The organism is Sphingobacterium deserti, assembly GCF_000757725.1.
Taxonomy (GTDB): Bacteria; Bacteroidota; Bacteroidia; order Sphingobacteriales; family Sphingobacteriaceae; genus Sphingobacterium; species Sphingobacterium deserti.
Genome location: NZ_JJMU01000028.1, coordinates 15,705 through 30,461, shown reverse-complemented (window position 1 = coordinate 30,461; position 14,757 = coordinate 15,705). Strand labels below are relative to the sequence as shown.

At 37.3% G+C, this 14,757-nt stretch carries 13 protein-coding genes; all 13 read right to left on the bottom strand.

What is annotated here, in order from left to right; genetic code table 11:
• Positions 1–161: 161 nt before the first annotated feature.
• The 13 genes from DI53_RS09325 to DI53_RS09265 all read right to left on the bottom strand — a co-directional run bounded on the left by DI53_RS09325 (position 162) and on the right by DI53_RS09265 (position 14,753).
• On the bottom strand, positions 162–965 hold the full coding sequence (locus DI53_RS09325; protein WP_037498079.1) for a tyrosine-protein phosphatase: 804 nt from the start codon (positions 963–965) through the stop codon (positions 162–164).
• A 235-nt stretch (positions 966–1,200) separates the two neighbouring features.
• Complete coding sequence (locus DI53_RS09320; protein WP_037498071.1) at positions 1,201–3,603, bottom strand: GumC family protein; 2,403 nt, start codon at positions 3,601–3,603, stop codon at positions 1,201–1,203.
• A gap of 13 nt (positions 3,604–3,616) precedes the next feature.
• Positions 3,617–4,387: a polysaccharide biosynthesis/export family protein gene (locus DI53_RS09315; protein ID WP_117624872.1), complete on the bottom strand. Its 771-nt coding sequence runs from the start codon at positions 4,385–4,387 to the stop codon at positions 3,617–3,619.
• A gap of 127 nt (positions 4,388–4,514) precedes the next feature.
• Positions 4,515–4,946 carry a WxcM-like domain-containing protein gene (locus tag DI53_RS09310; protein ID WP_037498067.1) on the bottom strand — a complete coding sequence of 144 codons (432 nt, stop codon included), beginning with the start codon at positions 4,944–4,946 and terminating at the stop codon, positions 4,515–4,517.
• A gap of 108 nt (positions 4,947–5,054) precedes the next feature.
• On the bottom strand, positions 5,055–6,014 hold the full coding sequence (locus DI53_RS09305; RefSeq protein WP_037498064.1) for a UDP-GlcNAc--UDP-phosphate GlcNAc-1-phosphate transferase: 960 nt from the start codon (positions 6,012–6,014) through the stop codon (positions 5,055–5,057).
• A gap of 6 nt (positions 6,015–6,020) precedes the next feature.
• Entirely contained in the window at positions 6,021–6,932 is a 912-nt protein-coding gene (locus DI53_RS09300) for an NAD-dependent epimerase/dehydratase family protein (protein ID WP_037498061.1), read from the bottom strand.
• On the bottom strand, positions 6,929–7,735 hold the full coding sequence (locus DI53_RS09295) for a glycosyltransferase (protein ID WP_037498054.1): 807 nt from the start codon (positions 7,733–7,735) through the stop codon (positions 6,929–6,931). The genes DI53_RS09300 and DI53_RS09295 overlap by 4 nt, the downstream gene beginning before the upstream one ends.
• A 5-nt stretch (positions 7,736–7,740) precedes the next feature.
• Positions 7,741–8,820 carry a glycosyl hydrolase family 28-related protein gene (locus DI53_RS09290; protein WP_157836767.1) on the bottom strand — a complete coding sequence of 360 codons (1,080 nt, stop codon included), beginning with the start codon at positions 8,818–8,820 and terminating at the stop codon, positions 7,741–7,743.
• A gap of 1 nt (position 8,821) precedes the next feature.
• Positions 8,822–9,574, bottom strand: coding sequence for a hypothetical protein (locus DI53_RS09285; RefSeq protein ID WP_131555216.1), 753 nt, complete (start codon positions 9,572–9,574; stop codon positions 8,822–8,824).
• Positions 9,575–9,695: 121 nt separating this feature from the next.
• Positions 9,696–10,751, bottom strand: a complete 1,056-nt coding sequence (locus tag DI53_RS09280; protein ID WP_037498045.1) for a glycosyltransferase family 4 protein — start codon at positions 10,749–10,751, stop codon at positions 9,696–9,698.
• Positions 10,726–12,030, bottom strand: coding sequence for an O-antigen ligase family protein (locus DI53_RS09275; RefSeq protein ID WP_157836766.1), 1,305 nt, complete (start codon positions 12,028–12,030; stop codon positions 10,726–10,728). The genes DI53_RS09280 and DI53_RS09275 overlap by 26 nt, the downstream gene beginning before the upstream one ends.
• A 35-nt stretch (positions 12,031–12,065) precedes the next feature.
• Positions 12,066–13,295, bottom strand: coding sequence for a glycosyltransferase family 2 protein (locus tag DI53_RS09270; protein ID WP_052072268.1), 1,230 nt, complete (start codon positions 13,293–13,295; stop codon positions 12,066–12,068).
• Positions 13,296–13,298: 3 nt separating this feature from the next.
• Entirely contained in the window at positions 13,299–14,753 is a 1,455-nt protein-coding gene (locus tag DI53_RS09265; protein ID WP_037498041.1) for an oligosaccharide flippase family protein, read from the bottom strand.
• Positions 14,754–14,757 lie beyond the last annotated feature (4 nt).

Sequence of the window (14,757 nt, the reverse complement as noted above, 5' to 3'; positions counted from 1 at the left end):
ATTTAGTTGATTGCCGCTTTTAAAGCAAAACTAATGCCATAGCTGCAAATCGACGAGTAGCGCTGTGGACAAAGTGAGACTGTTCAGGGCCGTGGAACCAACAATTTGGTTAGCCAGAGGTGGGTATTATGATGGCAAACGAATCTTAAGTCTTAACGATCTTAACCAATCGCGTTGTAATGAGACCGACCATTATCAATTTCATCCACTAATGAGGCATTGCGTATAGGGCAGGTGCTGAGCAGTTCACGAACGGGGTATTTTGCAACCACCTCTTCTAAAGCGGCCAAATGCTTGCCATGATGTAAGTCAGTTCCTACGAAATCGTACATTCCGGATTTGATCATTGTTAGCGCTGCCACTTTCACTTCTGTGCCATAATATCTACTGATAGAAAGAAGATTTAGCTGCAGGAGGCAACCTGCATCCTTAATCTTTTTATACATATCAAAATTATGGTGGTAATAATTGTAGCGCTCCGGATGCGCGAGAATAGGTTTGTAGCCCAGCATCTGTATATCGTAGATTGTCTTAAATAGGGCGTTCGATTCTGCTAAATAGGACATCTCGATCAACACATATCCTCCAGGCATCACGCAAAGGCGATCGTTGGTGATCATTTTCACCAAGCCTTCGTCTATCATGTGTTCTGCAGCAGCGACCGTATCTACATCAAGATTAGACTCTTCCAAACATCTATGCAATTCATGATGTGCATGAGCGATGCTTTCTCGTGTATTCGGATGTACGCCTTCCATAATATGGGGAGTACAAATAAATTTTTTAAAGCCAAGATCATGTAGGCCGCACATGAGTTTCAGAGACTGCTCTACAGATTGACTTCCATCATCAATCGCCGGCAACAAGTGATTGTGCATATCGACCTCCAGAAAAGCCAACTTGCTAAATACCTTTATGTTAACATCTCTTTTGGATGCTCCAAATAGTTTTGTAAAAATCCCCATAAACAGTATATCGTTTGTTTATCATTAAAACGCCTGACAAGCCAAATTCGCTACACAAGCCTTAGATATGTTAAAATATCCAATTTTCTTCTGTTACAAAAACCGCACCGAATTTTAACTTTGCGTTTACATTTAAACAGAGGTAAAGCCAATAGGGAGAAATACCTCAGCCTGTACAGATAAAAAAGCACGCATCAATGCGATCGATGCGTGCTTAAAATATAAAACCTAACTACTAGTAGCGATCTTGTTTTTTCTTGAATACCCCCTTAAATTTCGAAAGTAAACGCTTTCTTAAGGAAGAATTTCCCATATCTCCGTAACCATAACCGTAACCATAGCCATAGCCGTAGCCTTTAGCAAAGTCCACATCATTGATAACGACAGCCATATTCTTCAACTTGCCTTCTTCGAATAGTTCCTTGGGAACATTCAATAAACGTTTGTCTAGGAAGTTGGCACGTGCGACGTAGACGGTAAGGTCTGCATTATGCGCGATTAATAGGGTGTCTGTAACCAAACTTACCGGAGCCGTATCGACTATTACGTAGTCGTAATGTGCCTTGCCATATTGCAAAACATCATCGAAATGTCCATTCATCAGCAGTTCAGCTGGATTGGGTGCTACATAACCGGAGTAAATCACATCAAACTGGTATTGCCCTGGTTTCTTGATAATAATATTGTTGATATCCATCTCCGGATTTATCAAATATTGCGTGATTCCTACATTCGTGTGTTGTAAATGTGACAACCCTAAATAGTCTAATACTTTCGGGCTTCTAATATCGGCACCTACCAAAAGCACCCGTTTTCCGGACATGGATAGGATACGGGCTAAGTTTGTAGACACGAAAGATTTGCCTTCCCCTGATGTTGTGGACGTAACGAAAATAATCGATGACGTTCTCTTCGCACCCAACATAAACGAAATATTGGTGCGTAAGATCCGGAATGCCTCCGCCAACGAGCTACGATCGTTATCATGCACGATAGGGTCTTTTGAACTAGGGACTTCACCCAAAATAGGCGCCGCGAATTTAGCTTCAATATCTTTACGGGAATGGATTTTATTATCTAGAAGGAATTTTAAATAGAGTATACCTAAGGGAATAATCACCCCAGCCAGTATCGCACCTAATAAAACCAACGACTTTTTCGGTGCAACAGGTATGTCAGAACTATAGGCCTCATCAATGACTTTAAGTATATCTGGCCTTGCTGTGGCTTTAATTTCATTCTCCTCCCGTTTCTGTAAAAGAAAAAGATAGATAGATTCTACAATTTGCTGTTGTCGAGATATATCGCGAAAACCAAGCTCTTGTCTCGGCGACGAAGAAATACGGCCTTGAATTTCATTCTTCTTACCTTGCACACTATTCAATGAAAGCTGTAGTGTGGACCGATAGTTATTTAATGAGTTAACTAGATTCTTATTAAAATCACGAATATTTTGCGTCAAGTTTTTCACGATAGGATTTTCTTCCGTTGAGCTTCTCAGCAAATCTTCACGCTCAAGTACCAAGCGATTATACTCTACGAGCGACTTCTCTATTGATTGATCTTGCAAACCAATATTTGAGGGCAATAACTGGAGGTCAGAATTATTAGCTATTGATTCCTGCATGTAATCTATTAATTGAAGTTGAGTGCGCGCATCCAAAACCTGCTTATCAATCTCGGTTAGATTTTTAAGGTTCATCTCCGCTTCGGCCTGCAAATCGGTCAAACTATTCGCCGTTTTATAATCTTCCACTTTTCGGTCTGCATTGGATAAATCCTGACCTATTAGCTCCAAACGACTATTTATGAAACGTGAGGTGGCTTTGGTAACCTTGGTTTTATCGTCAGAAACATCTTTATTGTAGGTCCCAATTAAACTATTAAGAATTAACTCTGCCTGTTTCTGAAGTGGAGTTGTCATTGAAAAATTCACAATGTAAGACTGCTTCTCAGTGTTAGGACGTACGTCTATTTCTTTCCGCAAATCATCAACAACTTTTTCAAGAGGTGCAATTGAAATTTCCACGGGCAATGCATTCGTCGCCAACACTTTTGCATTGGGAGAAAACTGCAATGTTCCAGCTGATGTTTTCAACGGTCGGCCAAAAGGAACATGTTCATACAATTCCTCGGTGTCCGTATTCGTAACATTCAGTCCACGCTTGTCAATCTCAATTTCAAAATTTACGACGGAAGTTGCCAAATTATCTCCAATAACCTCTATACTAACTGGGCATTGTGATTTCAAGACCTGTTTCTTTCGCAATCCGTCACTTAGGAAATAGGAAATAGCCAAATCGTGATCTAACACCACTTTTCGAGCTAAACGCCTTGATTGCAATACATCAATTTGATCTACCACAAACGCGGATGGTCCGCCGCCGCCTGTCAATGTACTTAACTCCGCTAACCCAGCTAGTTCACCAGTTGCTTTATCTTCGTTCTCTAATAGTATTTTTGCATCAACCTTATAAAGAGGCGTAGCGTACCAAAGGTAAAACGCAGCTGCGAAAACTGTAAGAAAAATCGATATTACAAACCATTTCCAATAATAAGCATACTGCTCAACGATCTGCTTGACATCAATCTCGTCCTCAGAGTTTACATTAGAAACTTTCTTCGTTTGATTATTCATAAAAAAGATAGGATTATCTACGGCTATTGGTTACGACTAATGTCAAAATACTAATAACTACACTGGACACGGAAATTAACACATTGGTATTTTGTCCTAAACTTGAACTTCTAACTTGTGCACCGTTCGGTTCAACATAAAGAACATCGTTTTGTGCTAAATAATAATAGGGAGATTGAAGCAATGAATCTGCTGTTAAATCTAGACGTTCCAATTTTTTTACGCCATTTGTCTCACGCACCAATAGTACATTTGTACGAACACCTCGTATCGTCATATCGCCAGCTAAACCAAGTGCCTCCAATATAGTAACTCGTTCTTGAGGAAGTGTGTAACTCCCTGGCTTATTTACTTCTCCTAATACCGTAATCTTAAAATTTGCAAACGTTAAATTAACACCAGGGTCTACTATGTATCTTAGAAGTTCTCCCCGCAGTAGTTCAGTAGCTTCCAATCTAGTTAATCCGCCTAACTTTACTTTTCCTAAAACTGGGAAATCAATTTCACCTTTATCATCTACAAGATAGGTCGGCTTAAATGCTAGATCTTGACTCGCTGCAGCATTGATTTGGTAGGCATTTTGCTGATTAAACGGCATAGTCGCCTTAATATCAGCAGCCGAAATCGTAATTGTAATTAAATCCTCACGTTGTATTTTGGGAGCATATTGTTCGTAGAGTTTTTCTGCATTAACGTCGGTAGGTTGCAGATAAACTATACTTTTTTTTGACGCGCATGAAGTCAGTAGTGCGAAGACCGCTAACGCAATGGAAATTCTTATCATTAACAAAATATGGGTATATATCAATATTTATTTTTCCAAATCTTTATTCTATTGCAAAAATAGGTTTTTTTTCGAAATTCGGGCACTTTTAATATGATAGTACCGCAAAACGCTATTAACCTTACGCTCAAGGAACATTCTGTATTCTATTTTCGAAATATGGCTCTGGCCAAGTAAAATCATCTTTTGCCGCATGTTCTATACCATGGTCTGCAAAAACGAGCAACTCACTATCAGCTTCCATCGCCTGGAAGGCCGTACCGTAACCAGCGGGAATGTGGAGAATTTGCATACTTCTTGCTTTAAGAACTTTTCTTTCTACCGAAAGGTTTCTCGATGGTGTATGCCAATCGTCAATCTGTACTAGATCCAGAGCGAAAGATCCGGATAAAACGTAGAACCACCTTTGTTCAATACGATGAGCCCGCCATCCGCGAATTAGATCAGTATCTGCATTCTTTATAATGTAAAAACGTTTCACCTCGCTCATATCGAATTCGTTGACAAATCGTATATCACCACGGTCGTCCTGAGCGATTCCACCTTGTATCGTTATCATGTTTTTTTATTGTTGTTATCCACTTAATTCCCTTAATACGACGTACAGTTGAATAAGCAAAAACCTCTCCACTCATTCAAATAGTAGAAGCTTAAAATTTGGTTTATTTTAAACTTTAACGTATTTTCTAATAAGATACGCTTTTCCAAACAGATATAGCGTACTCATTGCAATTAACAAGCTAAATGAAAACACGAGTTGCGTTATCATATTGTGTTCTGCAATTGTTAAGACCAATAGTCCTACGCCAAATTGCGCCAATCCGTACAGAAACGAAATTAAAAGTTTATTTACACCCGCTTCGTTTCCAAGATACTGATAGAAGTGAGACCGATGAGCCTCAAATATATTTTCCCGCAAGTAGATTCGACGGGCGATAGTCCACACTGCATCGATACCGTAAACGGAGAGGAAGAGTATATAAATAATCTTTCCCGTGGTTAATATGAGTGCTCCGAGCGCAAATAAGAGAATGTAAGCGATAGCTACAGAGCCCACGTCCCCAGCAAAACATTTGGCCTTAGTCCGAAAATTAAAAAAAGTAAAAACCAGTAACCCTATCATTGTATAGATGAGGAGATCTTGATCAATAAAATGGATGCTACGATTTGCTAATAGTAGCAATCCTCCAACAGCCAAACTGTAACATGCTGTTATACCATTAATGCCATCCATAAAATTATAGGCATTGATAACGCCGACAACAACAACAAAAGTGATGAGCAAAATATACCATGGCATGTCAAAAACGTTTAATTCGAAGGCCATTAGGAGGACAGCAGAAAAATGAACGAGCAGACGTAACTTGTTGGATAAGGTGAAGACATCGTCTAAAAAGGATATGACTGTCATTATCGTCAATCCCAAAAAGAACCAAGGATAAGAAAACCCAGACATTACGAAGTGGATGACAGCCGCGAAATAAAATATAACACCGCCGCCACGCAGGGTAATTGAGCTATGCGAACTTCGCAGATTTGGTTTATCTATAATATTGAACCGATCTGCTAGCTGGAAGTAAAATAGCTCAATAAGCACTAATAACACAAATGCGTAAAAATATGACATACTCTATTATATATTTTGCTTGAAAGACTGCAGCGTAGTTAATAAACCATTTCGTGTCGAAATAGGTAGTTTATCAATAGCCAATGCCTGCTTAATTTTTTCATTGGATACAACATAGGATTCAGTCAGCTTTTTTAACCTCTCGGAGTCAATCGGAAATGGCAGGATATTACCGATTTTGGCTAACATTTGGACAAAACGGATTGGAAGATGTATGATCTTAGATTGTTTCCCCAATGTTTCAGAAATAAGCGAAACTAGCTCATTCGTTGATATTGGTTCGTCATCAGCAAAATTGTAAATTCCTGATTCGACCTCCTTATTATCTAAAATAGATGATATCAAGAAAGAAAGATTATCAATACTTAAGAACGACCGATGATTATGAAAGGCTCCAAGTGGCCAAGGAATTCCTTTTTGAACAATCTTATAAAGAAGATTTAAATTTCCTTTGTTCCCCGGACCATGTATCATACAAGGCCTCACAATAAATAACCGTTTTCCCGCTGGGAGTTTTTGTTTAAGCAGATATTCTTCTGCTTCAAATTTCGATCTTCCATATGGGGTTTGTGGATTGCATGGCATTCCCTCTTCCAGAACATCATCCACTGTATCCGCCGCGGCTTTAACAGACGAGAAGAAAAAGAAATCTCGAATAGGCGATGTTAGGAAGTGATTGAATAACAAAATTGTCAAATCACGATTGACTTTAAAATAACTAGAAGCATCAGAAGTATTACTTGTGTCATGAGCCTTCCCAGCTAAATGTATAATGGCATCTGCATCGAAATTAATCTTGCTTTTCCAATCATCCCCCCGGAGAGAAACAGGCAAAACACTGATTTCGAGTGACAAAAGATACTGCCAGAGATTCTTACCGACGAAGCCCGAACCTCCTGTAATTATAACAGACATCATTTAAATTGATTTAAGGTTTTTTGATTTATTTTAGCACGATCATTATCCAGGAACCAGCCCCATTTGTTGAAATAGTGAATACAAGATTTAACAAAAATTTTAAAAAGTCGTTTGTTTTTATTTGCTCCAGATTCGTACCCGTGGTAAACACTAACTTTTGGATAATATATAGTCTGGTATTTCAAATGCATTCTCCGAGAAATATCCCAATCTTCAAAATACATGAAGAAAGCATCGTCATAGAGCCCGACATCCTTTAATGCATCTACATTAAACAGTGTAAAACAACCGGACAATATGGGGACGTTCGCCACTATTGTCTCCACTGAACGGAGCTCGTATTTTTCAACAAACAAATCAAAAAATCCATATTTCTTATGAAGTATCCTTTTAAAAATAGAGAAGGGAGAGGGTAGTAGTTTCGGTAAATACTGAGCCGATTCATCCTCATTCAGTATCTGAGGCATCAACATTCCTATATTCTGTCTATCTCGCACAAATTCGACCATCTGTTCAATAATTTCGCTTTTGAATGCGACATCAGGGTTTATGACGAAATGGAACTTAGCACCGCAATCTATACTCATCCGTAAAGCTATATTATGTGCAGCGCCGAACCCTGGATTAGACGGGTTGTGTATATAAACTATCTTCGGATTTAAAGTAAGATATTTCAATTTATCTGTTGGCGAATTGTCAATCAAATAAAGTCGGGTTGTCAATGGGGAATCTACAAAACTTACGATCGCTTGCGATAATACCTCAGCATCATTATTATAAAGTACAATAGAACCTGTAATCATGTTTACTACTTATCGAATTTTCTATTCAGTTCATTATTAACCTTTCCCAGATCTTTAGTTACTACGTTGGCTGAAAAGTCAAACAGCGTATTGGCAACCACTTCTGAGCAATACCCTCCTCTATCGATATCTAAAATTAGTTTAACAAGACTCGTATTATTTCTTACGGAGGCATTTCCTCCGTTTACAGAGATGGCATGTAGACCCTCAATGTTGGCAGCAAATACGTTATTATTGAGTGATACATTCCGCGCACCATTGGTTTGCAGAATCGTCTTGAACGTATTTTCAAAATAGTTTCGCTCTATATAAAAGCCATATGTGCTTTTATTCAAGATCAAACCGATATGATTTGGATTCGACACCGATTCGCATCTATTTTCAGTGAACGAGTTACCCAAAGCTGACGCGGCTTTCTCACCGATCTTGATAAAAGAACCACGCATATTTTCAAATCCACAGCCTTGAACAATATTGATATTATATACTCCTTCTGAAAAGATACCTGTATTACACGATTTAAAATAGCAATCTCTAAACATATTTGCATACATGCCTGAAGTAGTACCGCCATATACGTTAATTGCAATCTCATGTTCTTGAAAAACACAGTTGTACCACTTTACTTTTGTCACATGCCCTCCGCCAGCAATATTGACCATAAGTGCATTCTTGGCACCTAAAGTTCTAATGTTTCTAAAAATAACGTCATTCAATGTGTTCCCACGCACGATAAAAACAGACTGTAAAGAAGATTTTTTAACAGGCTGTATTACGGAGCCGCCAACAGAACCTACGTCTCCCTCTCCTAGTAACTCTATCCCGTCCACAAGATATATACTCTTCGAAATAACGTAGTTACCTAGAGGAAAGAAGATCGTCTTACCGGTAGATTCGTCTAATAGTTTTTGTAATTTATCCGATACGTCTGTCCCATTACCGAGTATTCCGTAATCATTAACATTTATAAAGGTTTTTGATGGTAATGCAGCTTCAACATGATTACCATTCACTTTTTCTTCAGCAGTAGGGTGCGTGGGTGACTTGCATGAAGCAAATAACGCTAACATTGATAATAAAAGCATGCTATTCATTTTTGATAATATTTATTCGATTTGGATCTTTAGCGAAAAGGCGATAATCCCCGTCAACTAAAATTTTTGGATAGTAACTATCGGGTAATACTAACAGTTTGCCGTCTTCGGTAACAACACCTAAATCATACCCCAGCTTACGAACGATATTGGAAAGCTCGATTTCTCCAAAGCGGATAATTGATAGCTTGTACCGTTCCGTTTCGCCCGGGAAAAACCCTTTGTTCGCATCCAAAATTTCTTTTAACACCTCTATAGAAGTAAGAAAAAAGAACGATTGAATATGCGGAGAATAGTTGTTCTTTACTAGTGATTGATAGATTTTAGAGGAATAAGAGATTCCCAACAAACCCAAATTTTTGTTTGCGATAAATGTATCTACATAGCTATCTAAAAAATCTGCTGGAATCGCATTTACTGATGAATTGGTAAAAAACACCAGCTGGTTTTTCGTCTCAGAAATTAATTTCTTCGTTAAAAAAGAATATCCTGAAAAATCCATACTGCTGTTTTCCACTTTGTATATTTCTGTGTTATCATCGAAATACTCCTCTCTTGATAAGTTAGCGACATACGGCTCATTATAGTCGGATAAGGTCAATATTTTCCTGATACTGTACTGTCCACTGTAAGCCTTAATTTTTTCCAATGAATAGCGAAGTCCACAATCAAATGTCTTATTAACGTATTTGATTGTCTTCTTTCTTTCGAATGGATATCCACACCACTCGTGAACATGATACACTATAGTGGAGCTTAAATTCGAATCTAAACGATATTTTCTCTTTGTAATGTTGCGCGAACTATTATAACGGACTCCTTTAAAAAAGCTGCCCAAGTATTCAAAGAGTACAAAAAAGTAAAACTTAACCATATAATTCTTGATAAATCGTTTTAATATTCATCTGACTAAATCGCTTTCTAACATGTTGTTGGTTTGCTAGTGATATAGCAGAATATTGTCCATCCGTAATTTGATTGAAAATTTCGGAGATTGAACTATAATCCTCAATGATAAAATTTCCGTCAGGAATAATATCTTCTAATACAGGTATTTTCCAAGCTATTACTGGCAAACCATGCAACATCGCTTCAATGTATACTAATCCGAAAGTTTCTCCCCTCGAAAAAAGAGCAAAGAAATCATAGTCATTCATTACCAATTCTATTTTATCTGCATAACCGCAAAACTTTATGCGCTGCTCCAATCCGTGCTTTTGGATTTTCGCATCTAATTCTTCTTTAAAAGTCTGGTCAATGCCCCCATAAACATCAAGCGTCCAATTCGTATGATTAACCAATGCCAAAGCATCGATAAGCCGGTCGTATCCTTTGTGGAAAGTTACCGAGCCCACACTTATCATTCTAATAACGGAAGGGTTGAAGACTTTGTTTATTAGATCTCCTTTCGGATTTATCCAATTGGGTATAATAAGGCTTTTAGAAGGGAACAAAGCTTTATCAAGGGAAAATTTCGATAGATAGATGACCTTGTTTGCAAATAATTCCGCTACACATTTTACGGCTGAATGAAAATAATAAACCAAAGATGCTTTTATAAAGTTTTGGTAAGAATCTCTATTGTTATCTGGTAACGAGTGTACGGTCACAATACTGGTTTTGGAGAAAAGCCTTCCCAAAATTGATCCCCAAAGCAACGCCTTAGGCTGATGTGCATGAACAATATCAAATCTCTGGTTTTTTAGAAAGTTTGCAAATCGTAAAGCTTGAGATGTAGGGTACCATTTTAATGGAAAGTGGACAACTTCGCACCATTCATTCAACTTTTCTACCAAAGGGCCATCTCCAAACACACATACAGTCACCCTGTATTCTTCCTTAAACAGCTTTACAAGCTTTAATAAATGCAACTCGCTACCGTAAAGGTTTGGCTGGTCAAGCACGTAAAGTATCTTTTTCATCGTTTGTTGTGAATAACAGAATTAAAAACGGAGTAGCGAAATTTAAAACTTGAAATGTTAATGCATAAAATAAAAGAAACATAAAAAATATCTTCACAAAATAGTCGTTAGACTTACGAAGTTTGAAGAATTGTCGAGTAACAAAAAACAGAAAAAGGGGAATTCCCCATTCAGCAACCAACTGCAAAACAAAATTAAATGAAGGTAAGGGTTTATCTTTTGAATATTGAATGACGGACATATATTCAGGAAGATACGAGGTTGCATAATAACCGTAATTATAAATACCAACCCCAACCAATAACGCCTTATCCAACGCTAAATCCCATATCGCTTGCGTGGAACCATATCGCTCTATGGTCGATAGATCTGCTTGCGTATCAAACGAACTCATTATACGATCAATTATATTGAACCCGTATATATTGAGGTTTCTTACTAAAAAGAAGGCGACAGAAAGAACAACAGCCACTCCAATAGTCTTTGTTAACGATAGTCCGCTTCTGAATTGATAAAGAAGCATAAAAAAAATGTAAAAAATTAATCCTGTCCGAGATAACGATAATACAACAGCTATTGCAAATAAAATGAAGATGAAGATGAACAGTCGTTTTTTAATTAATCCTCTAAAGTTACATTCAAAAAGCGCAACAAATGAAAAGAATAATTGATAGACGAAAAATGAAGCTTCGTTAGTCAAGCCAACAGGACGGTCAACGTAGTAATCGACAATCTTGAAGTCTTCGCCAAACGACGGGTTATTATGGATCAGAAAAAAACCAACGCCGAGGAACTGTATGAGCACCGCAAATGCGGGTAAAATTCCTGAATAAGCTAGATATATTAAAAATTTTTGGTTAAGAAAAGCTGAATCCCATTTGGTTAACAAGTAGTTGCGCAATACTATCAAGAGTGGAACAAACAAAATAACCTTATTTAAAGACATAAAACTCCTTAAAATTGGATTTGTATCTAGATATTCGAAAGATGGAACTAAATTTCCTATTCCGATACGTATAACTGCGATTACAACACTTAAACCAGAGAAAATCAAAAAAGCAAAAAAAACTTTGTCGGCAGCTGTAAACCGAACGCTACCCAAAAAGCTTTTTGAATACAAAAGTATAGGCAGGCTTGATAACAGTAAAGCTATTTCGAAAAACGATACAGTTATACCTGCCTTAAAAAACGATGTTACATTAAATTGAGCACACATCATCAAAACAAATAAAATTAAATAACTTCTTTTCCCGAAAACCACAGCGGGAGCAGAAATCATAATGATAATGTATACAATATAAAATAGAACGCTAATCATTTAATTACTTTAGATTTATTGCTTAGAATAAGCCCGAACTGTGTTCGATTCTCTGAAAAAGATCGTTCTGTCTTTGCTTCCAAAATTTTTAACGCGCCTTTAATAGATTTTGATCTTATGACTTGAACATTCACGAATGTATTCAGTCGCAAAATAATAGAATTGACTTTAACAAATTGCTTGACGCTATTCTTTCTCCCGCCTGCTTTATGAAGTTTTGTGTTACTAAGGAACGTCTTCAAATCAAACGATGGATCATTTTGCTTCAAAAACTCTATCAAACGGGTTTGGTAGGATAAGGTATCGAGATATAAAGCGTAATACACTTTATTAAAGTCCATATATTTAATGTACTCTTCTTTTTTGAGTCTCTTTAAGGATTGCATAGCGCCTTCCGGCCATATGGTGTTTGGAGCCCAATAAAGAGGTATTTCTTTAGACCAGCTTTCCAATGCTTCTGAGGGAATAGATTTTTCTTTTTCAACTTGACCATGTGCCTCTCCAAGCCCCCCCCTCCCTGCCATACTATTTCTAGATGCTCCTGCCACGATTAGGGGATAATCAAGATAATAATGATTTTTGACAACGAAAGATAGACCTACAGAACTCGTCATGTCTGGAACGGGACCAGGAAAATAACTGCCAGTTATTGCTTTTACTTGCTCCAAAGCACTTTTAGCAACAACACCGTGGTACACGCGTGGAATCTTACTCATTACTAGCGCCCCTTGTTGGAGGATATTTATTAACTCTGCTATTGGATCTAATTTCTGAATACTTCCGCTACGATTTGTGTAGGATAATGTTCCAGCTAGTGACTGCTGCGCCCCACGATCTTTAAGTCGATAATCTGGCCAAAAATAATTTGCGTGTTTGCAAGTCAACGAATCAACCTCATTATCTTTCATCCATTTTACTACTTCCAAAGTTTGTCTTATCAACCCGTCATCATCACCTAAAAAACAGGTGTACTCACCCTTTGCATTTCCGATAGCAAACTCGCAGTTTTCGATAGCAGACAAGGGATCTTTAACATGGAAATAGCAAAGCCTATCATCTTTTCTTTCCAACAATACTTCAAATTCTGCATCCATTATCATATCAGAATTATCTTGAACAACTACCTCAAATTCGCGCGATGGCCAATCTAAAAGGTGCTCCACAAGATTAACTAATGTTCGATATCTATTTTTTGTGGGGATGACTATACTTAATAATGGTTTCATAAGTTAGAATTTAAAAATCGATTTTACATCAAGTAATCTATATCCATTTAACAAATTACTCATAATGATGTTCAGCACTAGTGCCAATAAAATAGCAACCGCCGAACTGATGGCTACGTGAAAAGAGAAATAGTTTAATATGGCCACCACAGCTGTTACTATGGTAATCGAAATAGCGGCTGGCAAAGCTATAGTTCTGAAAAGCTCTCTAGGAAAAGATTTCTTCAAATACTTCCGGCCCACGACGATATTTAGAAAAAGAAAGGCGCCCAAATTAATTATCATCCAAGGTAATGGAATCCCTTGAACCCCATACTTCGTCACACAAATATATAATAATGGTATGCCAATTAAAATTTGACAACATCCTTGGTAGATAGTGTATTTCGTTTCACCGTTAGCTAGTAAAAAATAATACGGTATGATTTGTAAAGAAAGAAATGCACCACCAATCGCAAGAAACTTTACAAGATAAGTCAGCAATGGTAATTCGGCGTTGTCTAAATTACTGCCGACCCATATTCGTAAAATTTCGTCTGCATTTAAAAATATCACGGTGACCAAAGGTATAATAATTATATTAAATAGGAAACTCACGCTACTGAATGTAGTATTTAATGCTTCGTTGCTATTTTCAGAATAAAGCCTGCTAAAGATAGGAAAAAAAGAAAGCGCAATAGGAGTTCCAACTAAGACCGGCAGTTGCGCCAAATTTGATGCGATGGAATATATCCCAAAATCTTTTAGCGAAAAATAACTAGATATTACTAATTTGTCCGTGTAAATGTTTATAGCGGAGATTATTGCTATGAAAATCATTCCAAAAATATATTTCTGTACAGGATTGGGGAGCTTTGAAAATTGCCTGACATATTTATCTTTCTGTAGCGCCAGCTTCTTGACTAAACTGTATCTCAATACGATCACAAGGATTATATTCACTGTTATTTGGCAGTAGAAGAATATTTCTAAGTTGGCACCTACGAGAATAAATAGTAATAAAACACCAAATGTTTTAGCGATTCCCCAACTCAATTGTATGGAGTTTGCTAAAACTTGTTTATTCAACCCCATTAATCCACTGTAGTATATCGTCGAAAATAGTTGCAAACAAACTCCAATTGCGATTAATCTCACAATAAACGAATTATCCCTTCCCTCAGTATACAACCATATTTTCGCTATCTGTGGAGCCAAAACGATTAGAAGAATACAGACTCCTAAACACATCATAAAGAAGTAACGTTCTATAATGTCCAAAATATTAAACTTGTAATAATTGGTATCATTAGATGCAAACTCTCTTGTCACAGAGGATGACATTCCCGCATCCACAATACTAACTATTCCTAATATCACGCTGTAAAAGCTGATTACGCCATAGGCCTCCACACCTAAGTAATCTATATATACAGGTATGAACAAATAAATAGAGATAAATCCCCAAAATTTATTCATATAA

What these genes read in the sequence shown, in the direction of transcription:
- DI53_RS09325 (WP_037498079.1), bottom strand. Translation starts at nt 965, where the DNA reads ATGGGGATTTTTACAAAACTATTTGGAGCATCCAAAAGAGATGTTAAC.
- DI53_RS09320 (WP_037498071.1), bottom strand. Translation starts at nt 3,603, where the DNA reads ATGAATAATCAAACGAAGAAAGTTTCTAATGTAAACTCTGAGGACGAG.
- DI53_RS09315 (WP_117624872.1), bottom strand. Translation starts at nt 4,387, where the DNA reads ATGATAAGAATTTCCATTGCGTTAGCGGTCTTCGCACTACTGACTTCA.
- DI53_RS09310 (WP_037498067.1), bottom strand. Translation starts at nt 4,946, where the DNA reads ATGATAACGATACAAGGTGGAATCGCTCAGGACGACCGTGGTGATATA.
- DI53_RS09305 (WP_037498064.1), bottom strand. Translation starts at nt 6,014, where the DNA reads ATGTCATATTTTTACGCATTTGTGTTATTAGTGCTTATTGAGCTATTT.
- DI53_RS09300 (WP_037498061.1), bottom strand. Translation starts at nt 6,932, where the DNA reads ATGATGTCTGTTATAATTACAGGAGGTTCGGGCTTCGTCGGTAAGAAT.
- DI53_RS09295 (WP_037498054.1), bottom strand. Translation starts at nt 7,735, where the DNA reads ATGATTACAGGTTCTATTGTACTTTATAATAATGATGCTGAGGTATTA.
- DI53_RS09290 (WP_157836767.1), bottom strand. Translation starts at nt 8,820, where the DNA reads ATGCTTTTATTATCAATGTTAGCGTTATTTGCTTCATGCAAGTCACCC.
- DI53_RS09280 (WP_037498045.1), bottom strand. Translation starts at nt 10,751, where the DNA reads ATGAAAAAGATACTTTACGTGCTTGACCAGCCAAACCTTTACGGTAGC.
- DI53_RS09275 (WP_157836766.1), bottom strand. Translation starts at nt 12,030, where the DNA reads ATGATTTCTGCTCCCGCTGTGGTTTTCGGGAAAAGAAGTTATTTAATT.
- DI53_RS09270 (WP_052072268.1), bottom strand. Translation starts at nt 13,295, where the DNA reads ATGAAACCATTATTAAGTATAGTCATCCCCACAAAAAATAGATATCGA.
- DI53_RS09265 (WP_037498041.1), bottom strand. Translation starts at nt 14,753, where the DNA reads ATGAATAAATTTTGGGGATTTATCTCTATTTATTTGTTCATACCTGTA.